The sequence below is a fragment of the Ruegeria sp. CL5 genome (genome assembly GCF_056536485.1).
On sequence record NZ_JBQFPS010000002.1, the window covers coordinates 191,338 to 214,687 of the forward strand.

Consider the following 23,350-nt stretch of genomic DNA (forward strand, 5'->3'; position numbering starts at 1 on the left):
AAATGGCTGAACAAGACAAACATGGTATCCTGCCGACGCCGACATTCGATAAACCGGTGAAGTTGCTAATTGTGGCGGCTCCTTTCTATCGCGCAATTGCCGACAACCTGATTGCAGGTGCCAAAGCCGAGATCGAGGCGGCTGGCGGTACCTGCGAGGTTGTCGAAGTTCCCGGCGCGTTGGAAATTCCGACTGCTATCGCCATGGCCGACCGTCAGTGCAATTTTGACGGCTATGTCGCGCTGGGCTGTGTCATTCGCGGCGAGACCACGCATTATGAAACAGTCTGCAACGACTCGAGCCGTGCTATCCAGCTGATGGGCCTGCAGGGCCTGTGCATCGGCAATGGAATTCTGACAGTCGAGAATGACGATCAGGCCGAAGTTCGCGCAAACCCTGAAAAGATGAATAAAGGCGGCGGAGCCGCCGCTGCGGCCTTGCATCTGATCGCGCTCAGCCGTAAGTGGGGCTCTTCGAAAAAGGGCGTGGGCTTCAAGCCGCCGTCCGAGTCCATCCTTGTGGCGGGCGACAGCAACGGATCCACAACCGCATGACCAAGACAGACGCGCCGAAACCGGCCAACCAGAAACGCCTGATGAAATCCGCCGCACGCCTCTATGCCGTGCAGGCGCTATTCCAGATGGAGCAATCGGGTCAGACGACTGAGGTGGTCGTAACCGAGTTTCTGGATCACCGTTTTGGCGCCGTCTATGAAGGCGAAGAAATGCTGGATGGCGATATCAGCGTCTTCCGCAAACTGGTGGATGACGCCGTGAACTATCAGGCGCCGATCGACCAAATGACGGATCGCGCGCTGGTGGCGAAATGGCCCATAGCTCGCATCGATCCGACCCTGCGCGCCCTGTTTCGAGCCTCCGGAGCGGAGCTGACCCAAAGCAACACACCGCCCAAAGTCGTCATCACTGAATTTGTCGACGTGGCCCGTGCATTCTTCCCCGAAGGTAAAGAACCCAAATTCGTCAACGCTGTGCTGGATCACATGGCGCGCGAAGCCCAACCCGAGGCGTTCTGACGCCTTTACCCGGAACAGATTTGCGCTAGCCTGAAAGGCAGAGCGCAAGGAGGTTCGCCATGCCCAAACTGGTCCGACTGTATATCACTCAAGTTGCATGGGGCTTTGTCATCTCGGCTGTTTTTGTCGGGGTGCTTCTGGCGATGAACGTTGCCAACCTGCGCCACCTGATTACAGGGTCAGAGATCGGACTGATCGCATTGGTGATGATCTGGTTTATGAACGGGATCGTATTTGCAGGAGTTCAGTTCGCCTACAAGATCATGAGCATGGCAGAAAAACCCCAGGGGCCGCGCGGTGGATCAGCTGTTGCCCACAATTTCCGACCTGCAATCGTGAAACAGGAAGTGCGATCAGATCATTGATCTGAAAAGGAAAAATGTGGCGGGACCACCAGTCAACCGTGGGGCTTTGATTCCCGAGGACCTGTGTATACAGGTGGGCGCCAGGTAATCAGGCCAGGACCTGAACAGAGCCAGCTCCCTCGGAATTGCTTAAGGCCACCGGAATGCTGCCGTGCACGAGAAGGGCAGAACCCGCCAAGCGCTTAAGTAGGGCGTGAAGCGGGTTCGCACAAGGGGTTATGCATCAACAGTTTCGTGCAGTGCTGTGCGCATCTTACCGAAATGTTCGTCCCAGCCATTGTCCAGTGCAAGGATCAGGCCAAAGGCGTCGACCCCTTGTGGTAGCCCTTCGTGCAACAAGCCAAGGCGTGTACCGCCCGGGACCGGTTCCAAGGTCCATTTGACCACGCTCACGGCGTTACCCATTGGTTTGACGGTGAATGTGTATTCCAGATATTCTGGGCGGCGCGCCTCACGCACTTCACCCCAGATCAGAAGATCACCGCTGGTCGTCCCGAACATCTCAAGCTTTTTACCCGCTGCCAAAGGTTGTTCGGGTTTGTGGAACCATTCTGCCAGACGGTCAGGTTCGGTTAGGTAAGCCCAAACAGTTTCGGGCTCGGCCCGCAAGAATATGGTCTTTTGCAATACGGCATTGGTCACTTTTTATTCCTCTCTATCGCTTCTTTTAAGTTCGAAAGGCGGTCGTCCCAGAACCGATCAAAATAGCTGAGCCAGTCCAGAACAGGGGCCATCCCCTTGGGTTCAAGCCGATTAATGCGTTCACGGCCCTTTGCTTCGACCGTAATCAGACCGCCATCTGACAGAACAGTCAGGTGTTTTTTGACCGCCGCCCGTGTCATGTCGAAGCGTTCGGTGAGTTGTGCGATCGTCATGTCCTTGGCCGCCAACATCTGCACAATGTCCCGACGGGTAGGGTCAGCAAGCGCCCGGAACGCGTTTTGAATCTTCGGGTCCATGGTACACTCCATATGATACCATTAGGTACCATATTAATGAGATACCAAATGGTATCATGTCAAGAGCTTGATTTTTGTTCACTAATTGTTCACATTTTAGGTATGACACTCGATCTACAACCTGGACAAAAACTGGCACGCGGTGTTTCGCGACATTTGTTAACCCTTGGCTATGTTTCAATTGAGGAATTTGTACCGGCACGGGGTCTGCGCGTCGATGTGATGGGCTTGGGCCCAAAGGGCGAGCTGTGGGTGATCGAGTGCAAATCCAGTCGGGCTGACTATCAGTCAGACTCTAAGTGGCAGGGCTATCTGGAATGGTGTGATCGATTCTTTTGGGCGGTAGACACTGACTTTCCGACCGATTTGCTGCCTGAAGACACAGGGTTGATTATTGCTGACGCATATGATGCCGAGATCATCCGAATGAGCCCGGAAAGCAAAGTGGCCCCGGCGCGAAGAAAGAAGATGATCCAGAAATTTGCTGTAGACGCAGCCCGCAGGCTGCATACGCTGCGTGATCCGCGACTTTAACTGCTGACTGCCCGCGCTGCCTGAGCAGCGGCGCGGATTTCCTCGGCGATTTCTTCGGCCTCTTCCGGGTCAAAATCCATCGGAATCTCAATACCGGAACCTTCAATAAACAGACGCACCATACCCTGATCGGTGGGGCCGATCTGCAGGTTCGCTTCGATTTCGCGTTCGGTGTTGATGCCCATTTGTGCCTCCGGGAATTCAGCCTTGGTGCTAGCGTGCAACGGGTTGAGAATCAAGCGGGCTATAGGGTCAGATAGGGAATGGATAACATCAACCTTAGACCCTTTCGTCCAGATGACACCGCGTGGCTGGTGGAACGTCACGGTACGCTGTATGCCCGCGATGAGGGGTTCGACGAGACTTTCGCCCCACTAGTGGCGCGAATTCTTGAGGATTTTATTGCCAATAGTAACTCGGAACGCGAATGCGGTTGGATTGCCGAGCGCGCAGGTGAGCGACTTGGAAGTATATTCTGTGTCACGCAGGACGACCACACTGCCAAGCTGCGCTTGTTTTTGCTGGTGCCCGAAGCTCGCGGGCTGGGGCTTGGAAAGCGTCTTTTGACCACCTGCATGGGCTTTGCGCGCGGCGCGGGATATCGTGAAATGGCGCTTTGGACTCATGAAAGCCACGCTGCGGCCTGCGGGCTTTACCGCTCGTTTGGATGGCGGCTTACAGACAGCAAGCCGGTACATTCCTTTGGGGTCGATCTGGTGGAACAAAGCTGGCGAATTCGGCTTTAATCCCCTTGCAATCCTCGCACGCCTTCGCTAAATCGCCCCTCACGAGTGCCGCCTTAGCTCAGTTGGTTAGAGCGCTGGATTGTGGATCCAGAGGTCCCCTGTTCAAGCCAGGGAGGCGGTACCATTTCCCCGGACTTGCATCGATTGCCGAATAAGGTCTCGGGGGTGATCCGGCGCTTGCAATAAACCGCATTTTAGAGGTGTAGTTGAGACATGCCGGACGCTAAGTTTTCAGAAACCCGCATTGCCGCCCGCCTTTCTGTCGCCCCTATGATGGACTGGACGGATCGTCACTGTCGGTATCTGCATCGCCTGCTGAGTTCGCGAACGCTGTTGTACACCGAAATGGTGACGGCACCCGCTTTGGTTCGGGGCGGGGCGTTGCATTTGCTTGAATACAGCCCCCAGGAACACCCAATCGCGCTTCAGTTGGGTGGGTCCGATCCAAGCGAGCTGGCACTGGCTGCCAAGTTGGGGGCCGAGGCTGGGTATGATGAGATCAATTTGAATTGTGGCTGCCCATCCGACCGTGTGCAATCGGGCACGTTTGGCGCCGTTTTGATGCGCGAACCTGCGCGTGTTGCGGAATGTGTTGCGGCTATGCGTGAGGTCGTGGAGGCTGAAGTAACTGTAAAGTGCCGGATAGGGGTTGATGAGCAAGACCCTCAAAAGGTGCTGCCCGTTTTCCTTGAGCAAATCAAAGCGGCGGGATGTGAACGTGTCACAATTCACGCTCGAAAGGCATGGCTGCAAGGGCTAAGCCCTAAGGAAAACAGGGATATCCCTCCGCTTGACTACGAACTGGTTCATCAGATGAAGGCAGATTTTCCCGACCTTCACATTTCGATCAACGGCGGAATTACATCGCTGGCACAAGCGCAGGAGCAACTGGACGCAGGGCTTGATGGCGTCATGATCGGGCGCGCGGCCTATCATCAGCCAACGGATATTCTGGCCGGAGCAGATCCGCTGATTTTTAGAATCGGCCAGATTGCAGATCCGATGGACGTGGTTCAAAAAATGTTGCCCTATGTCGAAGCCCATCTTGCCGGTGGTGGGCGATTGCACCAGATCACACGTCATATGCTGGGTCTGTTCGCAGGACGTCCGGGTGCGCGGGGGTGGCGACGGATGCTATCTGAGGGCGCAGTGCGCGAAAATGCAGGGCCTGAGGTGATCCTGCGGGCTCTGGATTCGATTGTGTCGAATGCATCGGTAGAGCAGGCGGTTTGACACGGCCCTTGGCCGATTTGGAGGGATGATGCCGGATACGATATTGCTGGCCCAGATGCTGGGGCTTTTGCTTGTCATTGGCGCCTTCGCAGGGGTTTTGGCCGGGTTGTTGGGCGTTGGGGGCGGTATCGTGCTTGTGCCTGCTTTCTTCTATGCGTTTCAAACACTTGGATATGGCGGCCCACAGTTGATGCAATTGTGTCTGGCAACTTCGCTGGCGACGATAATAGTGACCTCTGTCCGTTCGGTGCTGAGCCACAACAAAAAAGGTGCGGTTGACTGGGATATTTTGCGCAGCTGGGGGCCGGGTATTGCAGCTGGTGCGGTTATCGGCGTTCTGGTGGCATCGGCGCTGAGAACAGAGTTGTTGCAGGCGCTATTCGGTATTCTTGGCATGGTCATCGGAGCCTATCTGGGACTGGGTAAATCCGAATGGAGACTGGGGGACGCGATGCCCAAAGGTATGCGCCGTGCCGCCTTGTCCCCCTCGGTCGGATTTCTATCGGTTTTAATGGGGATCGGCGGGGGCAGCTTTGGCGTCCCACTCATGAGCCTCTACAACACCCCGATCCATCGCGCAGTTGCGACCGCCGCTGGATTTGGCGTGATCATCGCAGTGCCATCGGTGCTGGGCTTTCTGTTTCTTAACATCGCACCTGAGCATCGCCCGCCTCTGACCATTGGAGCGGTCAATCTTGTGGCTTTCAGTATCGTTGTGGCCATGACCATGATCACTGCGCCATGGGGCGTAAAGCTTGCTCACGCGATGGACCCGAAACCGCTTAGACGCGTATTTGCGGTGTTCCTTACGCTCGTGGCGTTGAATATGCTGCGCAAGGCTCTGGGATGGTAGACGACTTTTACAACCGCGGTTGGGTCAGGTTTTCTCATGATGCAGCACTCGCCCAGTGGGTGGCGCAGGTTCTGCCTGCGGCCCGCAACGCGATCGACGATCCGCTACATTCTATCTGGCATGATTGCGAGGGGACTTGGTTCATCGGTGTGGACGCGCTGGAAAACGACGCGCAGGGCAGGGTGGAAGGGTCGCCAGCATTGTCCGGCGCGGCAATTGAGTTCGCGCAGCAACAATTCGGGGCGATCGACCTGCATAAGGCGCAGGTATCGGTCATTTATCCTGGGTATCCTCAGCCTCGCCGGGGTGAAGGTGAAGCCGCCGCACGATATCGTGCCAATCGCGATGCTGCGCATGTGGATGGATTGAAGCCATCGGGACCAGACCGGCGACGGCACGTGGATGAACCGCATGCCTGGATATTGGGCATTCCGCTGACAGAAGCGTCTTGTGATGCCTCACCCATGGTGGTTTGGGATGGTAGCCATAAAATACTTGGTGCAGCGTTCCGCAACGCGCTGAAAGATGTCTCTTCGGGCGAATTGGCCAACACTGATATCACGGATACCTATCAGGCTGCCCGACTGGAGGTGTTTCAAAACTGTCGGCGGATTGAACTGCCTGCACGGCCGGGTGAGGCCTATCTGTTGCATCGTCACTGTCTGCATGGTGTTGCCCCATGGGGCGCTAATGCGAATGCCGGGCCAGATGGACGGATGATCGCCTATTTCCGTCCCGAGTTGCCGGGCGGTGTGGCACAATGGCTGGAAACTCCGTAACCTCCTGCCATTATTTGGCTTTGGAGGATGATTTAGATGATTACAGTCCATACAAACTCTGATGGTGCGCTGATCGAAGTGGAGCTTTCAGGCGAGGTGACAAGCGCGGATTACGCCGCCACATTGGTGCCCGCAATCGAGGCGGCGCTTGAGGATCACGATTCGGTTCGCCTTCTGGCGATCGCAACGCCTGAGTTCAAAGGATACGACCTCGGCGCGGCATGGTCTGATACCAAGCTGGGGCTCAGTCATTGGCGTGGTTTTGATCGGATCGGGGTTGTCGCCGATCAAGGCTGGGTTCAGACAAGTATCCGATTGGCCGCCCCCATACTTCCGTGCCCTGTGCAGGTTTTTGGGATGGATGAAGTGGAAGAGGCGCGCCGCTGGATGCGTGAGTCTCTCGGGGCGATCCATGTGACCGATCTAGGTGGGCCGTGTGTTCAGATTAGTCTGATGGGCAAGCTTGATTCTGAAGAATACGGTCAGGCGCAATCCGACCTGGATGCAATGTTGCGTGAACGCGACGGATTTCGTCTCCTGATTGATCTGCGCGAATTTGATGGCTGGCAAGGACTTACTGCGATGGCGGCGCATTTTCGGTTGGCCGCTGGTCATATCGGTATGTTGGACCGTGCAGCGATTGTTGGCGATAAGAGCTGGCAAAAGATGGCGCAACGCATGGCCAGTCACGTATTGGGGACCCGGACACAGTATTTTCCTGCAGAAGAGTTCGAAAATGCGAAAACCTGGCTTGCGGCAGGGTAAGCTTGCTCAAGTAATAGCTATTGGAAACAATGCCTTGACCGGCGCCAAATTGTTCTTTTCCAAGGTGACGTTACGGAATGTAGGCTATCGAGTACGTTTTTATTGACTGGCTGGTCAAAAAATTAAAGTGTGCGTTTTATCTTTCCCACGTTGCGAGGGAAGGGTGAAAACTGTTTCGCGCCGCTGTGGGTTGCCACTCACTCGACCTTCGGTCTCCGGGCTCTTCTACCCCCTCAGAGTTCGGGTCTGAACCACAGCGGCGCGGCTATTTTTGTTGATCTGGCCCTAAGATGAAACTCCGCTCAGTTTTGAACCGAATTTTGATTTGGGAAAGGTCGGATCGACCTCGAGTCAGCAGCGTCCCAGATGAAGCGCGCAAAAACTTGAAACAAGCGGCAAATCGGGCTGAATTGGTCGAATTGTTCGGCGCAGAATTACGAGACCGAAATGCGCTCCAAGAATTACCACCAACTCATAAAGCTAAATTCTGACATATAGCTTTATGAATTGCCCAAACGTGCGGCACGCCCGCCACGACGCCTGGCCAGACGCGGTTTGCGTTCGGGAAGGTCTTGCATAATCTCGGCCCGTTCGCTGCTATTCATTTTGGACCAGCGCGAGATCTCGTCAATTGTACGATAGCAACCAGTGCAGATACGCTCGGTCGGGTGAACGACGCAGATCTGGATGCAAGGGCTTTCGACCTCGTCCCGTTTCCAAACCATATTCGTCATTGGCGATATCCGATCCGTCAAAGAAAGCGCAGTCTGTCCAGCGCCCCTTGCAGGATATAGCCGGCGGCGACGTGATCGATAACCTGTCCGCGACGTTTTCGTGTCGTATCCGCCTCCAACAGTGCTTTTTCTGCCGCAACCGTGCTAAGCCGTTCGTCCCAGAACCCGATGGGCAGATCGGTTAAACGTGCCAGATTACGGGCAAATGCACGCGTGGACTGACATCTTGGTCCCTCGCTGCCGTCCATGTTGCGAGGCAGCCCTAAGACAATACCGCCAATCTCACGGTCGGTCACGATCTCGATCAAACGCGCGGAATCCAGCGTGAATTTCTTACGACGAACGGTTTCAAGCGGAGTCGCAACGCCACGCATTCGGTCGGACACCGCAACTCCAATGGTTTTCTCGCCCAGATCCAGACCCATGAGGGCCGACATCGGTGAAAGGGCGGCGGCGAATTCCTCGAAGGCATCGTGGATCATTGTGCGATACCAGCCTGAACTGATGCAGCGTCGATCATTTGCAACGCCTGATCGTTACCCGCGAAAACTGCAACAGCCTCGTCACGAATTTTTATCGCCTGCGCCGCTTCGCCCAATACGCCTAAGGCTGCGATCAGTCGCGCCCATTCCTCGGGCGATCCACCTTCGCTGGCCAGCCGTTCAGAAAGCCGATCCACCATTCCTCGTATCATGTCCTGACGTTCTTCGGGCGATAGCTCGGCGGCAGCGTCCATATCTTCCTGGCTGGGACCTGGTGCCGCTGGCGTTGCAGACAGATCCGGCGCGTTGAATACCCCTGCGCGAAACGCCAAATCGTCGATCTGGGCACGAATGGCGTCTGCCCAAGGCGCACCTGCAGGTGCGTCGCGCAATGTATCCACCCAAACCCGATAGGCCATATCTGGTCGTCCGGTCTGCGCCAGCATTTGTCCCCAATAATATCGCGCAGGACCCAATCTTGGATTTTGCTCGAGCGCGTATCGCAATGCCTCCTCCGCTTCGGGAGAGACATAACCACCAGCGGCCAGAATCATCATCTCGGCCTGATCGGAATAAGCTTGTGCCGGTGCGCTTTCACCCGACAGCTCGATTACTCGCGTCTGCGCCTCATAACCTGCTTTAAAGTTTCCGGCATTAGTCTCATGCTGCGCTAACAGAGTTTGCCCTTGCAGATCGTCCGGTCGTACGGCCACTGTTTCGCGCAATCGATTCAGAAGGTTTTCGTAACTTTCGTCCAGTGGCGGTGCTTGCACCGGCGTTGCCAATTCCTCGGCTTCTGCCTGGCCAGGCCGGTTCTCGCGCAGTTCTTCTGCCATTTCCAACCGCGCCGAAAGTGGCATATCTGGAAATCCGGCCGCACCCAGTTGGCGATACATTGCCAGCGCTCCACCAATCAGTATGGCCGCCATGACGACGAAGGCCACGACAGTGACTGTTGGTGATGGTCCTGTACTTTCAGCCTCGCCGCGCATCTGCGCATCAGCAGCCAGGATTCGGCGCGAGATTTCCGTGCGCACGCGTTCGGCATCGGCTTTTGCGATTACCCCGCGCGCCAAGTCTCGATCAACGCTTGTCAGCTGCTCGCGATAGACCCGCAGGTCATAGGCGGCGGTAGGGCCCGAGTCGCGACGACCGCGCAGCATGGTGTAACCCAAAAAAACGGCGATGAGCAGTGCAATCAGGAAGATGAGAACCCAAAACGACATGGTCCCTCCAAAATGGTTGCCCTGACTTAGACCTGTCTGCGCATGGAAAAAAGGGACAAATGGCCGCTAGGGGCGGTCATGTCGCAATAGTGCATTATTGCGACGTTGTGCGGCAGGGCTAATATGTCAATGCACGGCATATCTGCGCCAATCATCGAAGACCGAACGGATTCGCTCATGAAACACTATTCAGCCTTTGCTGTGGCGCGCGAAGCGCTGCGCTACCATACCGGGTGGGAACGCGCCTGGCGTTCTCCGGAACCGAAAAAGCGCTATGACGCTATCATCGTCGGTGCAGGTGGGCATGGTCTGGCAACTGCTTACTATCTCGGGAAGAACTACGGCATTCAGAATGTTGCGGTGATCGAGAAGGGCTGGCTGGGCGGTGGCAACACGGGTCGGAACACGACCATTATCCGTTCGAACTATCTGCAGGATCCTTCGGCGGCGATCTATGAAAAGGCGCGCGGCTTGTACGAGGATCTTAGCCAGGAGTTGAACTACAACATCATGTTCAGCCCGCGCGGCGTGATCATGCTGGCGCAGACTCAGCACGAGATTCGCGGCTATCAGCGCACCGCGCATGCGAATGCGCTGCAGGGTGTTCAGACCGAGTGGATTGGACCCGAGCGCGTGAAAGAGCTGGTGCCGATCATCAATCTGGAAGGCCCGCGCTATCCGGTTCTGGGCGGGCTCTGGCAGGAGCGTGGCGGCACCGCGCGCCATGATGCCGTGGCGTGGGGCTATGCACGTGCATGTTCCGCAATGGGTATGGACATCATCCAGCAGTGCGAAGTTACGGGAGTGCGCCAGGAAAATGGCCGCGTTGTCGGTGTCGACACCACCAAGGGTGCCATTGATTGTGACAAACTGGGCATCGTAGTTGCGGGCCATTCTGGCCAGTTGGCCGAGATGGCGGGATTCCGTCTGCCGCTCGAGGCCGTTGCCCTGCAAGCGCTGGTGTCCGAGCCAATCAAACCCTGCATGGATGTGGTCGTCATGGCCAACACGGTGCATGGTTATATGTCTCAGTCCGACAAGGGCGAGATGGTGATCGGTGGCGGTACCGACGCCTATAACAACTTCACCCAACGCGGTTCGTTCCACCACATTGAGGAAACCGTCCGCGCGCTGGTCGAGACCTTCCCGATGATCTCGCGCCTCAAGATGCTGCGCCAGTGGGGCGGTATCGTCGACATGACCGGCGATCGGTCTCCAATCCTGTCGAAGACGCCGTTACAGGGTTGCTTTATTAACGGTGGCTGGGGCACCGGAGGCTTCAAGGCGATCCCGGGATCCGGCTGGGGCATGGCACAGCTGATGGCGACAGGCCACTCATCGCTGACTGAAGCCTTCTCGCTCGACCGCTTCAAAGAAGGCCGCTTCATCGACGAAAGCGTCGCCGCCGGGGTGGCGCACTAGGGGTACAGCCCAAACGCGCCACTGATTAGAATTCTGGTCGGCCAAGTTGTCGACCAACCGCCAAAAGGATGAACATATGCTGATCCTAAATTGCCCCTATTGCGGCGTCGACGCCGAAGAAACTGAATTGGCTGCAGGTGGCGAGGCGCATCTGAAGCGCTTTGGCCCTGGTTCGTCTGATGACGAATTCCATGACTACCTGTTCATGCGTGAAAACCCCAAGGGTGTTCATTTCGAACGCTGGCGCCACGCCAACGGTTGCGGCAAGTGGTTCCACGCCGCCCGTTGCACCCAATCGCTCGAAGTGTTCGGGACCTATTCCGCCCAGACCACCGAGCCGCCAAAAGAAATCAAAGACGCCATCACCGCAAAACGTCCTGGATGGACGTGGAGAGAGTTCTCCTGATGCTTCATCTTTTCAAAAATACTCCCGCCGGAGGCTTTGACGCCTCCACCCGCGAAAGGTCCGCACAATGAGCACCCGTCTCGCAAAACAAGGCCGGCTGATCGACCGGTCGAAACCGGTCAACTTTTCCTTCAATGGCACCTCAATGCAGGGTTATGAAGGCGATACGCTTGCCTCGGCTCTGCTGGCCAATGACCAGATGATGATGGGCCGGTCTTTCAAGTATCACCGTCCGCGCGGCGTCGTTGCCAGCGGCGCGGAAGAGCCTAACGCTCTGATCGGGTTGGGGCAGGGCGGCCGCTTCGAACCGAACCAGCGCGCGACCACGACCGAACTGTTCAATGGTCTGACCTCGGTGTCGCAGAACCACTGGCCGAATCTTGAGTTCGACATTGGTGCAATCAACACGCATCTGTCGCGGTTCTTGCCGGCCGGGTTTTATTACAAGATGTTCATCCACCCGAAGCCGTTCTGGAAACATGTGTATGAACCATTCATTCGTCAGTCAGCGGGCCTGGGCAAAGCGCCGGATAAGGAAACCAAGGACGCGGACACCTACGAACACTTCTATGCTTTCACCGATGTTCTGGTGATTGGCGGTGGTATCGCAGGTCTGCAAGCGGCCAAAACGGCTGCGCAGTCGGGTGCCAAGGTGTTGCTGATCGAGCAGACAGCCCATTGGGGTGGTCGCGCCCCTGTTGATGGTGGAACTGTCGGCGGTGAGCCTGTGGATAAGTTCGTGGAACAATTAGTTTCCGAACTCGAAACAATGGACAATGTCACCATGCGCAATCGCTGCATGGGGGCAGGAGTCTATGACCATGGCTATGTGTTGGGATACGAACGCCTGACCGACCACAAGCCCGGCACCCAGGGGCCACGTCACCGTCTTTGGCGGATCCGCGCCAAACAGGTGGTTACGGCGTCCGGTTCAATCGAACGACCGCTTTCCTTCGCTGGGAATGACGTACCAGGTGTAATGCTGGCCGCAGCAATGCGCGACTATGTGGTCAACTGGGGTGTGACACCGGGTGAGCGTGTCATCGTTGCGACGAACAATGACGATGCTTATCGCACTGCGATCATTCTGAAACAGGCGGGTGTGGATGTTCTGCGTGTGGTCGATGCGCGCGATACCGCAGGTCCATTGGCAGAAGAGGCGCGACAGCTGGGCATCCGTGTTGATCCAGGCAAGGCGATTGCAAAGGTCAAAGGCGGAAAACGCGTCAAGAAGGTCGAGCTGTGTAATCAGAACGGCATCGGTGGCGCCCGCGAAGAGGTTGAGTGTGATGCGGTTGCTATGTCGGGCGGCTGGTCTCCGGTTGTTCACATGTGGTCGCATTGTGGTGGCAAGCTGATCTGGGATGAGGCCCAGGCCCATTTCCGTCCCGACCCGGCGCGTCCGCCCCTGGGTGCCAATGGTGAAGGGTTCGTCGTTGCAGCTGGGGCGTCGAACGGACCACTGGCATTGGCCGAGGTGCTGACTGATGCACATGCGGCAGGTAAAGCAGCCGCCAAAGCAGCGGGCTTCAAACCCAAAAACACCAAGGCTCCTGTTGGTGAAACCACCGAAGAAGCTGCGATGGAAGCCGTCTGGCTCATGCCTGCCAACGCAGAGATCCAGCTGCGCATGAAGTCATGGCTGGACTTTCAGAATGACGTCAAAGTCTCTGATGTGCAGCTGGCAGCCCGCGAAGGCTATGAGAGTGTTGAACACACCAAGCGGTATACCACTCTGGGTATGGCGACGGATCAGGGTAAGCTGAGTAACATCAATGGGTTGGCGATCTTGGCTGATGCGCTTGAGTCCGAGATCCCGAAAGTGGGAACCACTACTTTCCGCCCGCCATACACGCCCATTTCGATGGGTGCGATTGGTGGCGAAGCGCGCGGTGACGTGTTCCAGCCGATCCGGCAGACGCCGATGCACAATTGGCACGACAAAAATGGCGCTGATTGGGAACCGGTCGGTCATTGGCGTCGGACGTATGCTTATGTGCGTCCCGGTGAGTCCGTGCATGACGCGGTGAATCGTGAGGTGAAGAACACCCGCGAAAATCTCGGTCTGCTGGATGCCTCAACGCTGGGCAAGCTGATCGTCAAAGGCCCCGACGCAGGTAAGTTCCTGGACATGATGTACACCAACATGATGTCTACGCTGAAGGTTGGCAAATGCCGCTATGGCCTGATGTGTTCGGAAAATGGTTTCCTGATCGACGATGGCGTTGTTGCACGGATCGACGAAGATACATGGCTGTGCCACACCACCACAGGTGGTGCGGAGCGTATCCATGGTCACATGGAAGAGTGGCTTCAGACCGAGTGGTGGGACTGGAAGGTCTACGTCGCGAACGTCACCGAGCAATATGCGCAGGTCGCCGTGGTAGGTCCGAACGCTCGCAAGGTGCTGGAAAAGCTGGGTGGCATGGATCTATCGAAAGAGGCGCTGCCGTTCATGGAATGGCGCGATGGCAAGATCGGCGCGTTCGACGCGCGGGCCTACCGCATCTCGTTCTCTGGCGAGCTGTCCTATGAGATCGCGGTTCCCGCCTCTCAGGGGCAGGCGTTCTGGGATGCTCTGATGGACGCAGGCAAGGAATTCGGCGTGATGCCTTACGGCACCGAATGTCTGCACATCCTGCGGGCCGAGAAGGGCTTTATCATGATCGGCGATGAGACCGACGGCACCGTGATCCCGCAGGATCTGGGGCTGCACTGGGCTCTGTCGAAGAAGAAAGAGGACTATCTCGGAAAACGTGCCCATTCGCGCAGCCATATGGCCGATCCAGAACGCTGGAAATTAGTCGGTCTTGAGACTGTGGATGGATCGGTTCTGCCGGACGGTGCCTATGCGGTGGGCGAGGGCGTGAATGCGAACGGTCAGCGCAACATGATCGGGCGCGTAACCTCGACCTACTACTCGGCCAATCTGGGCAAAGGCATCGCCATGGGCCTGATCAAACACGGCCCCGACCGGATGGGCGAAGTCGTCGAGTTCCCGGGCACTGACGGCAAAACCTACAAGGCCAAGATCGTGGACCCGATCTTCTATGACAAGGACGGGGAGAAGCAGAATGTCTGAACCCATCAGCGCACTGAACCACGCCTCATATGATGGCATCGCCAAGATCGAGGAATGTGGCCTGCAGGGCATGATCACATTGCGCGGTGATCTGTCGGATAAGGTACTGGCTAAGTCTGTCAAAGACGCCACCGGGCAGAAAGTGCCCGGTCAGCGTGAAGCGTTTGTGAATGGCGACACCGGTGTTTGCTGGATGTCCACCGACGAATTGCTGGTGCTTGTGCCTTATGCCGAGGTCGAGGCCAAACTGGCCGCGATGACCAACGCGCTAAGCGGTACGCACGCGCTGGCGGTCAACGTCTCCGACGCGCGGGCCGTATTCCGCGTTTCGGGCGCGAACGCGCGCGAGGTATTGGGCAAGCTGGCTCCGGTTGAGCTGTCGGCCGAGGCATTCCAACCCGGCCAGATCCGCCGTTCGCGTTTGGCGCAGGTGGCAGGTGCCTTCTGGATGGACGACGCTGAGACTTTCCGCATCGTCTGCTTCCGCTCTGCGGCGGATTATGCGTTCAAATTGCTGAAGGTTGCGGCGCAGCCCGGCAGCGAGGTCGGGGTTTATTAAGCCCTGATCGCCTGATGATATGCGGGTGAGGGGGCATTGCCCCCTCGGCCTGCGGCCTCACTCCTAGGGTATTTCTGTTTAGATGAAGGCCAGATCTCTGGTTCGGGTCTCAGGGGGTAGTGCTGAACAGGAATGTCGGGAACTGAGTGAGTGCACGCTGGCCCGTGAGGGCAGACTCGCCGGTTTCGCCTGTGTGTGGGTCGTGGCATTGGCGATAGAAAGCCAGGTCATCCGATAGTTTTTTCATGGCCGCGCTGCGGTTGTCTGCGCTCAGATAAGGTGCGTGCGTTGAGAGAAACAGCGCAGGGTTATCTTTTTCTAACCAAGGCAGCATAGAAGGCAGGACCGAAAATTCAGCGCCTTCGATATCCATTTTGACCAAAGAGACATCAGTCAGGTCGACGGATTCAGAAAATTGGTCCCAACCGATGGTAAGTGCGTCAGTGCCATGGCTTCCTTCGTGGAGCAATGATGACGTTGAATCGCCTGCCTCTCCGTGCGCTGAAGCCATTCGTGTCACTCCAAACCCATCTGACAAGGCGATGCTGAAGGCTGATACGTTTCGGATGTCGTTCAGCTCTAGGTTCCAGACCAAATGGCGGTAAGCTACTGGGTCAGGCTCAAAACACCACACATGGCGAGCGCGGCGCGCGGCATAGAGGACCGTGGGGCCGATCCATGCACCGATATCAAGATAGTCCTGTTCGGGCGACAGATATTGGTCCAGCACCGAAAATGTCTCGGGTTCCCACTCCCCGGCTGATGCCTTGCGCCAGAATTTCGAGTGGTAGGGATCCAGACGAAAGCGCTCACCGTTCAGGTTGCCCGCATAGTATCCGCGGGCGCGATAGAACATTTTGCGCGCCTGTGTCAGCATCGCGGACCTCCGGGTTTTTGTGTCGCGGGCCTTGACCTGCGGCGGCTGTCAAAGCATTTAACCTTTGGAACCGCAACATTCATTTTCAACAGGGGGCCGACATGGCTTTTGAACTTCCTGATCTTCCTTATGCACATGACGCGCTGGCAGCCAAGGGTATGTCGGCGGAAACGCTGGAATATCACCACGACCTGCACCACAAGGCCTATGTCGACAACGGCAACAAGCTGATCGCTGGCACCGAGTGGGACGGCAAGTCGATGGAAGAGATCATCGTCGGCACCTACGACGCAAACGCAGTGGCGCAAAACGGTATTTTCAACAACATCAGCCAGCTGTGGAATCACAACCAGTTCTGGGAGATGATGGGCCCAGGCGGCAACGCCATGCCCGGCGAGCTGGAGAAGGCTCTGACTGAAAGCTTCGGTTCGGTTGACGAATTCAAGTCGCAGTTCAGCGCTGCCGGTGCTGGTCAGTTCGGTTCGGGCTGGGCATGGCTGGTCAAAAACGCAGACGGCTCGCTGGCTGTCACAAAGACCGAGAACGGCGTGAACCCCCTGTGCTTTGGTCAGACTGCACTGCTGGGTTGTGACGTATGGGAACATTCCTATTACATCGACTTCCGCAACAAGCGTCCGGCGTATCTGTCGAACTTCCTCGACAGCCTGGTGAACTGGGAAAACGTCGCCTCGCGGATGTGATCGGTTGATCGGTGAGTGACCTTCTTATAGGCCTGCTTGCGAAAGTGAGTAGGCCTTTTTGTATTTTGTTTGATTATTCAGGACTGGCAAGAAGTCCGCTATTCTATTTAGTTTCAATGACCGATTAGAGCCCAAACAGGGAGTGCAAAAGTCAGACTTATCCTTTTTACGGCAGGCGATAAATTTGCCCATCATGCAAGGGGTTGAGTATTCTCCAATTGAGTGGCTACGCTTTATGTGTCTTACGAAGCGATTGCATGGCCCTTTTCCTTATATTCCTCTCAACATTTCCGCGAGGTTCCAAATTGCAAAAGTTTAGCAAAATCAACTTAGGTGCTCTGGCCGTTGTCTTCCTTTCACATGCACTGATTGCTGTTCCTCTTGAAGCGCAGGAGGCCGCCCCGGTGACCTATTCGCTGGAAGCAGGTGTGGTTTATGGACAGGGTGTCGTGACGAATGAGGGTAAAGAGGTTTCGCGCGATTTGTGGATGGATATCTATCAACCGACCGAAGCCACAGCCACGCCGCGACCTGCTGTAATCCTCACCTTCGGTGGCGCATTCCATCGCGGCAGTCCGCGGCTTACGTTTCAGTCCGGTGGTACACAGGACACCTCGATGGGCAATTACTGCCGTCGGTTTGCCGCACGGGGCTATGCGTGCTTTGCAATCGATTATCGGCTGACACCAGAAGGGCCTGTGCCATCAGGGGAAGGTTATCAAGCCGATTGGGTCGAACCCGACAGTCTGTTGCCACTTTTGCCCCAAGCCAACCATATTCGGGGGACTATGGACCTGCCGCCGCTTGATTTCAGCATCCCCGAACAAGAGAAGACAATGGTTGATGGCGTGATCTCGGCGGCCGAAGATTTGCGCAAAGCGGTGCTGCATATCCGGGAATCCGCTGCAACTTACAATGTCGATCCGAACCGTATTGTGCTTGGCGGGTTTTCCGCAGGCGCGGTGACGTCTTGGAATGTTGCCCATGGTATGGGGGTCCCCGTCTCAGGTGTCTTTCTCCTTTCCGGAACTGATGCCGGGTTTGACGTGAGCAAGACGGTTATAACTTCATCGGAAAGACCGCCGATACTCATGTTCATGGGTCAGTATGATTTGGCTGGCGCGTTGTCTTCCGTTCCCCTCCTAATCACTCACTACGAAAAAGTTGGAGTGGATCACGAGTTTGCGTGGGTGCCGGGCTTTGGCCATTTCTATCCTGCTGGTGCAGCCAGCCTGGGTGGCGATGCAGTGAGCATGTCCGTGGAAGGGCGGATTGCCGAGTTTCTCGAACGTGTTATCGGCAACGGGGGGTGACGCTCAGCTTAGTGGTTGCAAGTGGCGGTTGACTGCTGTTGGAGCATTAGTCGCTTTGAGAAATGCCAGTTTTGTCCGCAATGCAGACGTTGAATTTTCGCAAATACGGCGCCAAAAGTGCTGATCGGCTGTCTCCGTTAATTTCATAACCCTCTCGCCGCGAGCTAGTTCACCGGTAAACTCTCGCTCATGAATTCGAATTAATCTGAACACGTATTGTACTACACCTCCTAATGCCTAGCTAATACAGGCGGAGGGAGAGAACCGCCAAGTAATTGAAAAACAAGGCTGTTGCGCGTGGGTGTCTTCATTCGCGCGAAGCTGAAATCATGGCCGCTGGGCGAGGGATCGGCACCTTAACCTTTGAAGGAGACCATTATGGCAGCACTTGAGCAGGGAACCTGGGTCATCATCGCAGACGGGGAGAAGGCTCTGGTGATGGAAAATATCACCGACGCGCAAGACCCCAATCTTGTTGTCGTTTCAGTTGAGGAACAAGACATTGTGACAGCAAAGCCGACGGATCGGGCTGGGCGCAGGTCTGATATCGGCCCCAACCAGAAATCCGCCGTGGAAGAGGACACATGGAAGGCTCACGCCAAGTCTTTGTTCGTGCAGGATGTGGCAAATCTACTGAATCGTAAGGGCCTTAAGGGTGCATACAAACGCCTGGTGTTAGTAGCCAGTCCGCATGTTTTGGGCCTGTTGCGCCGTAGATTGCACAGCAAAGTGCTCGCTAAAGTGGTAGCAGAAGTTGATAAGACGCTGACCAACCATCCGTTGCACAAGGTTGAACAGATACTCAGGAACCGATTGGCCAAACCTGCCTGAAGAGAGGTGATCTGAGGGCGGTTCACACCGCCCGACTACCGTGTTTTCAGTTCAGCAGTCTGCGAAGTTCGGAAATCGCTGCCTCAGGCGTGGTGACCCAGGTAATGAACTCTGCCAGTGAAGCGTCGGCAAAGCCTTGACCGATAAGTTGCTCAAGCAAAGTATGCAGTGCATCCCAATAGCCATCTACATTCATCACCAGAATGGGTTTGTCATGCAGACCCAACTGCCGCCATGTCAGGGCTTCGAACAACTCGTCCAATGAACCAGGTCCGCCAGGCAAGACGACAACGGCATCGGCATTCATGATCATGACCTTCTTGCGTTCGTGCATCGTTTCGGTCACGACAAAGCGGGTTAGGTCAGTTTTACCAACTTCGCGTTGCAACAAGTGGACAGGGATCACTCCAAAAGTATCACCATCAGATGCTTGTGCTGCACGGGCTACTTCGCCCATCAGACCCACATCTCCGGCCCCATAGACTAGCCGCCAACCTTCTTTGGCCAGTAAAGTCCCAAAGCTTTGGGCGGCGGCGGAGTAGGCGGGATTCACTCCATTGCGTGACCCGCAATACACACAGACCGATTTCTGGGACATGGGTTGGACTCTCTGCTCTTGTGTTCGGGGTTTTGACCCGTGATAGCGGGATTGATAGGTTGGCTCAACCGCTCCTGGGAATGTGTGCCAAATTGGCCAAGTACCGGGCGGAGTGAAAGGATAAGAATGAACGCCAAATCGGGAAGCGGAGGTTCTGGTACCTTCATATGGGGTCTGGTCGCCGGGCTCGTTGTGGTGCTCGTTGCGGGCGGATTATATCTGTCAGGTCTGTTTGACCGACCTCAGGAACTGGTCGAGCCAGCATCCGTTGAAACATCCGAACCAAACGTAACAGCCAAGCAGGAAGCCGAGGAACCTGCAGATATCCAGCCGGAAGAACAGACGACAGAAGCCAGCGAACCTGTGCCTGCTACGCCAGCCGAGAGCAACGAGCAAGCCGCTGTAATCGAAGAAGAGCAGGTGCAAGAGAGAGAAGAGCCGGAAACCCCGGTTCTGGCGGCGCCGGTGCTGGATCAGATATTTGTCGAACCCGATGGAAACGGATTGCTGTCCGGTAGCGCCGAACCAGGGGCCGAGGTCAAAGTTCTGCTCGACGGTGAGACTATTCATCGCTTTACTGTCGATGCAAGCGGTCAGTTCGCTGAATTCGTATCGATCCCATTTGCAGATGACGCTCGCGGGCTGGTTCTTGAAACCCGGAGTGGAGAAAGTAGCAGCCGGTCAGATGACTATCTGATCGCAGCGCTGCCAGAGCCGGTCTCGCCGGTCGATTCAGAGCCTTCTGCCGATGAGCCGGTCAAAGAAGTTGCTGAGGCGCAGACGGTGGTCACCGAAACAAACGATCAGCAAGCAACCGACGAAGCCGAGACCGAAGAAAATGAACCCGAGGTTGCTGGCACCGTTTCGCCGCCCGCAGGCCAGGCTGCGCCCGCGACTGAAACACAGTCCGAAACAGTTGACGTGCCTGATCAACAAGTCGCGATCCTGCGCTCGGGCGAAGATGGGGTTGAACTCGTGCAACCGCCCACCGTGCTGGACACACCGCCGGAACAGATCGCATTGGACACGATCGGGTATTCAGACGTTGGCGATGTGGAGTTGACAGGGCGCGCTCAGGACGGATCTGCAGTGCGCCTGTATCTGGACAACAAACTTGTTGCTGACCTCGAGCCTGCAACGGATGGACAGTGGCGTGGTGAGGTCGAGGGTATAGATCCCGGCGTTTACACCCTACGCGTGGATGAGGTTGCTCCGGATGGGACAGTTGTCAGTCGGCTAGAGACTCCGTTCAAACGCGAGCCCGTCGAGGCTCTGCGTGCAGCCGAAACAACCGAAGCGGGTGAAACCGCGGCGGGAACTCCTGCGATCCGCTCCGTCACGGTTCAAAAGGGCGATACACTTTGGGCGATTTCTCGGGACAGGTTCGGAGATGGTGTGTTGTACGTTAAGCTGTTTGAGGCCAACAAGGACTCGATCCGTGATCCTGACTTGATCTATCCAGGGCAGATTTTCACTATTCCTGAGTAAAAAAGACCACTGGCCCAACACCGGGCCAGGGCTATCCCTGACCGCAGTTAAGGTACGTGATGAGGCAACCATCCGCGATTCAATCCGAGCCGGACGAACAACGTTCAGGCTGGCGCACAATCCGCAAGGTAGCACCCTATCTTTGGCCTGAAGATGAGCCATGGGTCAAACGCCGTGTGGTTTGGGCGATGGCGATGCTGGTGCTGGCCAAGCTGATCGCTGTTTATACACCGATTCTGTATAAGGGCGCAGTGGATGGACTGGCGGGTGAGGGCGTGCCACCGATTGCGCTGGGTGCGATTGGTTTGACGGTTGCCTATGGGGTTGCCCGCATGATGACCGTCGGGTTCCAGCAATTGCGGGATGCGTTGTTTGCACCAGTTGGTCAACGGGCGTTGCGGGCGTTGGCGCTTGAGACGTTTCAGCATATTCACCAGCTTTCGATGCGTTATCACGTGACGCGGCGCACGGGTGGTCTGAGCAGAATTATCGAGCGCGGGGTGAAGGGCGTTGAATTCCTTTTGCGTTTTCTGCTCTTCTCGATTGGGCCACTGATCCTGGAACTGCTTCTGGTGTCGGTCATACTGCTGTGGCTGTTCGACGTCTGGTATCTGGTCGTCGTCGCGGTAACGATCGCGCTTTATATCTGGTTCACCTTTGCGGTGACTGAATGGCGCGTGAAGTTGCGGCGCGAGATGAATGATCAGGATACCGAAGCCAATCAGCGCGCCATCGACAGCCTTCTAAACTTTGAAACGGTTAAATATTTCAATGCCGAGATGCGCGAAGCAGAACGCTATGACGTCTCGATGAAAGGCTATGCCCAGGCTGCGCTGAAGACGGCTTATTCGCTGGCATTCCTGAATTTCGGCCAATCGTTCCTGATCACTTGTGGTCTGATTGGAGTGATGGTTCTGGCCGCCATAGGCGTGCAAAAAGGATCATTGACTGTGGGCGACTTCGTGATGGTCAACGCATACATGATCCAGATTACGGTTCCGCTGAACTTTCTGGGCACGGTTTACCGCGAAATCCGGCAGTCACTGGTGGATATGGGGCAGATGTTCGATCTGCTCGAACAACCGGCAGAAGTGACAGACAAACCTTGTGCGCCAAACCTCAAGGTAGATGGTGGAGAGGTCACGCTTGAAAACGTTCATTTCGGATATGAAGCGGATCGCGAAATCCTGAAGGGTGTGTCACTGACGGTGCCTGCCGGGCAGACCGTGGCGATTGTCGGGGCGACAGGTTCAGGTAAATCCACCATTGGGCGGCTGCTGTTCCGGTTCTATGACGTAACAGGCGGCGCATTGAAGATCGATGGGCAGGACGTGCGCGATGTCAGCCAATCGAGTCTGCATGCCTCGATCGGGGTGGTTCCGCAGGATACGGTCCTGTTCAATGATACGATCCGATATAACATCGCCTATGGGCGCGAAGGGGCGACCCAGCAGGATGTTGAGGCCGCCGCTAAAGCCGCTCAGATTCACGATTTCATCGTCAGTTTGCCTGAAGGGTATGACACCAAGGTCGGCGAACGTGGCTTGAAATTATCAGGTGGTGAAAAACAACGCGTTGGTATCGCCAGAACGCTTCTGAAAAACCCGCCGATCTTGTTGCTCGACGAGGCGACCTCGGCCTTGGACACGGAAACCGAGCAGGACATCAAGGACGCTCTAGCACGTGCAGGTGAGGGCCGGACTGTGATCACTATCGCTCATCGTCTTAGCACAATTGCCGAAGCAGACCGGATTGTTGTGCTTGAGCGAGGTGAGATCATCGAGCAGGGCACGCATGATGAGTTGCTGGGGCATGAGGGGCGATATGCCCAGCTCTGGAGCCGTCAGCAATCCGACAGCCAAGCGGCCTGAGCTCAACGGCCCTTACAACTGATGATTGTGCGGATCGGTATAAAAGAAAATCGGTCGCTGCGATACGGTTTTCCGTTTGACGCGGACCCGCCGCCGCGACACTGTGCGGGCCGAAACAAAGACAAGGAATAACCTTATGAAAATGCGAGCGGCGGCGGTGTTGGCTGCAACACTAATGATGGCGACTTCCGCAGCAGCTGAGGATCTGGAATTCTTGATCATCAACGAAACCAGCTATGATCTGGTTGAGTTCAACGTCTCTCCGGCCTCGTCCGGCAGCTGGGAAGGCAATCTGCTTGAGGGTGGTTATCTGGGTGCGGATTACGAAGTGGGCGTCCTCATCGCGGACGGGCTAACCACCTGTGTCTATGACATCCGCGGTGTTTTCAGCGACGGAGAATCGATTGAAGACTATGGTCTGAACCTGTGCGATCTGGGCGAATACGCATTCGTCGAATAACACTTCTGCCAGAAACGAAAAGGCGAGCCCGAG

27 protein-coding genes and 1 tRNA gene are annotated in these 23,350 nt (G+C 56.1%); 20 read left to right on the forward strand and 8 right to left on the reverse strand.

Going from position 1 to position 23,350, the window contains the following annotated elements; genetic code table 11:
- The first annotated feature begins 2 nt into the window (after positions 1-2).
- Genes ACR0IU_RS04580 through ACR0IU_RS04590 form a run of 3 tightly spaced genes read left to right on the forward strand, consistent with a single transcriptional unit; the run spans position 3 to position 1,398 of the window.
- Positions 3-554 (forward strand): 6,7-dimethyl-8-ribityllumazine synthase, encoded by a 552-nt coding sequence (locus tag ACR0IU_RS04580; protein ID WP_170472384.1) that lies wholly within the window; start codon positions 3-5, stop codon positions 552-554.
- On the forward strand, positions 551-1,033 hold the full coding sequence (gene nusB, locus ACR0IU_RS04585; protein WP_480715415.1) for a transcription antitermination factor NusB: 483 nt from the start codon (positions 551-553) through the stop codon (positions 1,031-1,033). Before ACR0IU_RS04580 ends, nusB begins: the two co-directional genes overlap by 4 nt.
- 59 nt (positions 1,034-1,092) lie before the next feature.
- The gene (locus ACR0IU_RS04590) at positions 1,093-1,398 is read left to right on the forward strand and encodes a hypothetical protein (protein WP_480715416.1); all 306 of its coding nucleotides are present in this window, start codon (positions 1,093-1,095) and stop codon (positions 1,396-1,398) included.
- A gap of 216 nt (positions 1,399-1,614) precedes the next feature.
- On the opposite strand, the gene ACR0IU_RS04595 is transcribed toward ACR0IU_RS04590, so the two are convergent.
- The gene (locus ACR0IU_RS04595; protein ID WP_480653480.1) at positions 1,615-2,040 is read right to left on the reverse strand and encodes an SRPBCC family protein; all 426 of its coding nucleotides are present in this window, start codon (positions 2,038-2,040) and stop codon (positions 1,615-1,617) included.
- The gene (locus tag ACR0IU_RS04600; RefSeq protein WP_260022663.1) at positions 2,037-2,357 is read right to left on the reverse strand and encodes an ArsR/SmtB family transcription factor; all 321 of its coding nucleotides are present in this window, start codon (positions 2,355-2,357) and stop codon (positions 2,037-2,039) included. Before ACR0IU_RS04600 ends, ACR0IU_RS04595 begins: the two co-directional genes overlap by 4 nt.
- Positions 2,358-2,459: 102 nt before the next feature.
- On the opposite strand from ACR0IU_RS04600, the gene ACR0IU_RS04605 reads away from it, so the two are divergent.
- Positions 2,460-2,891, forward strand: a complete 432-nt coding sequence (locus ACR0IU_RS04605; protein ID WP_480715417.1) for an MmcB family DNA repair protein — start codon at positions 2,460-2,462, stop codon at positions 2,889-2,891.
- On the opposite strand, the gene ACR0IU_RS04610 is transcribed toward ACR0IU_RS04605, so the two are convergent.
- Entirely contained in the window at positions 2,888-3,076 is a 189-nt protein-coding gene (locus ACR0IU_RS04610; protein ID WP_010442011.1) for a DUF6324 family protein, read from the reverse strand. The two genes, ACR0IU_RS04605 and ACR0IU_RS04610, sit on opposite strands and share 4 nt — an antisense overlap.
- Before the next feature lie 78 nt (positions 3,077-3,154).
- Between ACR0IU_RS04610 and ACR0IU_RS04615 the strand changes: the two genes are divergently transcribed.
- The 6 genes from ACR0IU_RS04615 (at position 3,155) to ACR0IU_RS04640 (ending at position 7,267) form a co-directional block, all read left to right on the forward strand.
- A complete protein-coding gene (locus ACR0IU_RS04615; protein WP_480715418.1) occupies positions 3,155-3,637 on the forward strand; it encodes an N-acetyltransferase family protein in 483 nt (160 codons plus the stop codon).
- A 47-nt stretch (positions 3,638-3,684) separates the two neighbouring features.
- Positions 3,685-3,761, forward strand: a tRNA-His gene (locus tag ACR0IU_RS04620).
- A gap of 89 nt (positions 3,762-3,850) precedes the next feature.
- Positions 3,851-4,870: a tRNA dihydrouridine(20/20a) synthase DusA gene (gene dusA, locus ACR0IU_RS04625; RefSeq protein WP_480715419.1), complete on the forward strand. Its 1,020-nt coding sequence runs from the start codon at positions 3,851-3,853 to the stop codon at positions 4,868-4,870.
- A 28-nt stretch (positions 4,871-4,898) separates the two neighbouring features.
- Positions 4,899-5,723, forward strand: coding sequence for a sulfite exporter TauE/SafE family protein (locus ACR0IU_RS04630; RefSeq protein WP_480715420.1), 825 nt, complete (start codon positions 4,899-4,901; stop codon positions 5,721-5,723).
- The gene (locus ACR0IU_RS04635; RefSeq protein ID WP_480715421.1) at positions 5,717-6,502 is read left to right on the forward strand and encodes a hypothetical protein; all 786 of its coding nucleotides are present in this window, start codon (positions 5,717-5,719) and stop codon (positions 6,500-6,502) included. The genes ACR0IU_RS04630 and ACR0IU_RS04635 overlap by 7 nt, the downstream gene beginning before the upstream one ends.
- Before the next feature lie 36 nt (positions 6,503-6,538).
- Positions 6,539-7,267, forward strand: a complete 729-nt coding sequence (locus tag ACR0IU_RS04640) for a SpoIIAA family protein (protein WP_010442016.1) — start codon at positions 6,539-6,541, stop codon at positions 7,265-7,267.
- A 500-nt stretch (positions 7,268-7,767) separates the two neighbouring features.
- Here the strand turns inward: ACR0IU_RS04640 and ACR0IU_RS04645 are convergent, their stop codons facing one another.
- The 3 genes from ACR0IU_RS04645 to ccmI are packed head-to-tail and all read right to left on the reverse strand — an operon-like array spanning position 7,768 to position 9,709.
- Positions 7,768-8,001, reverse strand: coding sequence for a DUF1289 domain-containing protein (locus ACR0IU_RS04645; RefSeq protein WP_010442017.1), 234 nt, complete (start codon positions 7,999-8,001; stop codon positions 7,768-7,770).
- Positions 8,002-8,018: 17 nt separating this feature from the next.
- Positions 8,019-8,483 carry a Holliday junction resolvase RuvX gene (gene ruvX, locus ACR0IU_RS04650; protein WP_010442018.1) on the reverse strand — a complete coding sequence of 155 codons (465 nt, stop codon included), beginning with the start codon at positions 8,481-8,483 and terminating at the stop codon, positions 8,019-8,021.
- Complete coding sequence (gene ccmI / locus ACR0IU_RS04655; protein WP_480715422.1) at positions 8,480-9,709, reverse strand: c-type cytochrome biogenesis protein CcmI; 1,230 nt, start codon at positions 9,707-9,709, stop codon at positions 8,480-8,482. The genes ruvX and ccmI overlap by 4 nt, the downstream gene beginning before the upstream one ends.
- Positions 9,710-9,886: 177 nt before the next feature.
- Between ccmI and ACR0IU_RS04660 the strand changes: the two genes are divergently transcribed.
- From ACR0IU_RS04660 to ACR0IU_RS04675, 4 genes are all read left to right on the forward strand, one after another.
- Complete coding sequence (locus ACR0IU_RS04660; protein ID WP_010442020.1) at positions 9,887-11,131, forward strand: sarcosine oxidase subunit beta family protein; 1,245 nt, start codon at positions 9,887-9,889, stop codon at positions 11,129-11,131.
- A gap of 76 nt (positions 11,132-11,207) precedes the next feature.
- Positions 11,208-11,537: a sarcosine oxidase subunit delta gene (locus tag ACR0IU_RS04665; protein ID WP_010442021.1), complete on the forward strand. Its 330-nt coding sequence runs from the start codon at positions 11,208-11,210 to the stop codon at positions 11,535-11,537.
- A gap of 67 nt (positions 11,538-11,604) precedes the next feature.
- Complete coding sequence (locus ACR0IU_RS04670) at positions 11,605-14,619, forward strand: sarcosine oxidase subunit alpha family protein (RefSeq protein WP_480715423.1); 3,015 nt, start codon at positions 11,605-11,607, stop codon at positions 14,617-14,619.
- Positions 14,612-15,178, forward strand: coding sequence for a sarcosine oxidase subunit gamma (locus ACR0IU_RS04675; RefSeq protein WP_480455729.1), 567 nt, complete (start codon positions 14,612-14,614; stop codon positions 15,176-15,178). The genes ACR0IU_RS04670 and ACR0IU_RS04675 overlap by 8 nt, the downstream gene beginning before the upstream one ends.
- Before the next feature lie 109 nt (positions 15,179-15,287).
- On the opposite strand, the gene ACR0IU_RS04680 is transcribed toward ACR0IU_RS04675, so the two are convergent.
- A complete protein-coding gene (locus tag ACR0IU_RS04680) occupies positions 15,288-16,055 on the reverse strand; it encodes an FkbM family methyltransferase (protein WP_480715424.1) in 768 nt (255 codons plus the stop codon).
- 101 nt (positions 16,056-16,156) lie between these two features.
- Here ACR0IU_RS04680 and ACR0IU_RS04685 point away from each other — a divergent pair, with 101 nt between their 5' ends.
- The 3 genes from ACR0IU_RS04685 to ACR0IU_RS04695 all read left to right on the forward strand — a co-directional run bounded on the left by ACR0IU_RS04685 (position 16,157) and on the right by ACR0IU_RS04695 (position 18,900).
- Complete coding sequence (locus ACR0IU_RS04685; RefSeq protein WP_480715425.1) at positions 16,157-16,756, forward strand: superoxide dismutase; 600 nt, start codon at positions 16,157-16,159, stop codon at positions 16,754-16,756.
- Between the two features lie 305 nt (positions 16,757-17,061).
- Positions 17,062-18,069 (forward strand): alpha/beta hydrolase, encoded by a 1,008-nt coding sequence (locus ACR0IU_RS04690; RefSeq protein ID WP_480715426.1) that lies wholly within the window; start codon positions 17,062-17,064, stop codon positions 18,067-18,069.
- Between the two features lie 378 nt (positions 18,070-18,447).
- Positions 18,448-18,900: a baeRF12 domain-containing protein gene (locus ACR0IU_RS04695; protein ID WP_480715427.1), complete on the forward strand. Its 453-nt coding sequence runs from the start codon at positions 18,448-18,450 to the stop codon at positions 18,898-18,900.
- A gap of 46 nt (positions 18,901-18,946) precedes the next feature.
- Here the strand turns inward: ACR0IU_RS04695 and ACR0IU_RS04700 are convergent, their stop codons facing one another.
- Positions 18,947-19,498 (reverse strand): TIGR00730 family Rossman fold protein, encoded by a 552-nt coding sequence (locus ACR0IU_RS04700; protein ID WP_170779810.1) that lies wholly within the window; start codon positions 19,496-19,498, stop codon positions 18,947-18,949.
- A 126-nt stretch (positions 19,499-19,624) separates the two neighbouring features.
- On the opposite strand from ACR0IU_RS04700, the gene ACR0IU_RS04705 reads away from it, so the two are divergent.
- From ACR0IU_RS04705 to ACR0IU_RS04715, 3 genes are all read left to right on the forward strand, one after another.
- Entirely contained in the window at positions 19,625-20,986 is a 1,362-nt protein-coding gene (locus ACR0IU_RS04705) for a LysM peptidoglycan-binding domain-containing protein (protein WP_480715428.1), read from the forward strand.
- Positions 20,987-21,045: 59 nt separating this feature from the next.
- A complete protein-coding gene (locus ACR0IU_RS04710; protein WP_170540708.1) occupies positions 21,046-22,857 on the forward strand; it encodes an ABCB family ABC transporter ATP-binding protein/permease in 1,812 nt (603 codons plus the stop codon).
- Positions 22,858-22,993: 136 nt separating this feature from the next.
- Positions 22,994-23,317: a hypothetical protein gene (locus tag ACR0IU_RS04715; RefSeq protein WP_170540705.1), complete on the forward strand. Its 324-nt coding sequence runs from the start codon at positions 22,994-22,996 to the stop codon at positions 23,315-23,317.
- Positions 23,318-23,350 lie beyond the last annotated feature (33 nt).

Coding starts and splice junctions, on each gene's coding strand:
- ACR0IU_RS04670 (WP_480715423.1), top strand. CDS start 11,605: ATGAGCACCCGTCTCGCAAAACAAGGCCGGCTGATCGACCGGTCGAAA.
- ACR0IU_RS04605 (WP_480715417.1), top strand. CDS start 2,460: ATGACACTCGATCTACAACCTGGACAAAAACTGGCACGCGGTGTTTCG.
- ACR0IU_RS04630 (WP_480715420.1), top strand. CDS start 4,899: ATGCCGGATACGATATTGCTGGCCCAGATGCTGGGGCTTTTGCTTGTC.
- ACR0IU_RS04660 (WP_010442020.1), top strand. CDS start 9,887: ATGAAACACTATTCAGCCTTTGCTGTGGCGCGCGAAGCGCTGCGCTAC.
- ACR0IU_RS04615 (WP_480715418.1), top strand. CDS start 3,155: ATGGATAACATCAACCTTAGACCCTTTCGTCCAGATGACACCGCGTGG.
- ACR0IU_RS04675 (WP_480455729.1), top strand. CDS start 14,612: ATGTCTGAACCCATCAGCGCACTGAACCACGCCTCATATGATGGCATC.
- ACR0IU_RS04695 (WP_480715427.1), top strand. CDS start 18,448: ATGGCAGCACTTGAGCAGGGAACCTGGGTCATCATCGCAGACGGGGAG.
- ACR0IU_RS04640 (WP_010442016.1), top strand. CDS start 6,539: ATGATTACAGTCCATACAAACTCTGATGGTGCGCTGATCGAAGTGGAG.
- ACR0IU_RS04580 (WP_170472384.1), top strand. CDS start 3: ATGGCTGAACAAGACAAACATGGTATCCTGCCGACGCCGACATTCGAT.
- ACR0IU_RS04645 (WP_010442017.1), bottom strand. CDS start 8,001: ATGACGAATATGGTTTGGAAACGGGACGAGGTCGAAAGCCCTTGCATC.
- ruvX (WP_010442018.1), bottom strand. CDS start 8,483: ATGATCCACGATGCCTTCGAGGAATTCGCCGCCGCCCTTTCACCGATG.
- nusB (WP_480715415.1), top strand. CDS start 551: ATGACCAAGACAGACGCGCCGAAACCGGCCAACCAGAAACGCCTGATG.
- ACR0IU_RS04700 (WP_170779810.1), bottom strand. CDS start 19,498: ATGTCCCAGAAATCGGTCTGTGTGTATTGCGGGTCACGCAATGGAGTG.
- ACR0IU_RS04600 (WP_260022663.1), bottom strand. CDS start 2,357: ATGGACCCGAAGATTCAAAACGCGTTCCGGGCGCTTGCTGACCCTACC.
- ACR0IU_RS04680 (WP_480715424.1), bottom strand. CDS start 16,055: ATGCTGACACAGGCGCGCAAAATGTTCTATCGCGCCCGCGGATACTAT.
- ACR0IU_RS04635 (WP_480715421.1), top strand. CDS start 5,717: ATGGTAGACGACTTTTACAACCGCGGTTGGGTCAGGTTTTCTCATGAT.
- ACR0IU_RS04715 (WP_170540705.1), top strand. CDS start 22,994: ATGAAAATGCGAGCGGCGGCGGTGTTGGCTGCAACACTAATGATGGCG.
- ACR0IU_RS04590 (WP_480715416.1), top strand. CDS start 1,093: ATGCCCAAACTGGTCCGACTGTATATCACTCAAGTTGCATGGGGCTTT.
- ACR0IU_RS04705 (WP_480715428.1), top strand. CDS start 19,625: ATGAACGCCAAATCGGGAAGCGGAGGTTCTGGTACCTTCATATGGGGT.
- ccmI (WP_480715422.1), bottom strand. CDS start 9,709: ATGTCGTTTTGGGTTCTCATCTTCCTGATTGCACTGCTCATCGCCGTT.
- ACR0IU_RS04610 (WP_010442011.1), bottom strand. CDS start 3,076: ATGGGCATCAACACCGAACGCGAAATCGAAGCGAACCTGCAGATCGGC.
- ACR0IU_RS04685 (WP_480715425.1), top strand. CDS start 16,157: ATGGCTTTTGAACTTCCTGATCTTCCTTATGCACATGACGCGCTGGCA.
- ACR0IU_RS04710 (WP_170540708.1), top strand. CDS start 21,046: ATGAGGCAACCATCCGCGATTCAATCCGAGCCGGACGAACAACGTTCA.
- ACR0IU_RS04665 (WP_010442021.1), top strand. CDS start 11,208: ATGCTGATCCTAAATTGCCCCTATTGCGGCGTCGACGCCGAAGAAACT.
- dusA (WP_480715419.1), top strand. CDS start 3,851: ATGCCGGACGCTAAGTTTTCAGAAACCCGCATTGCCGCCCGCCTTTCT.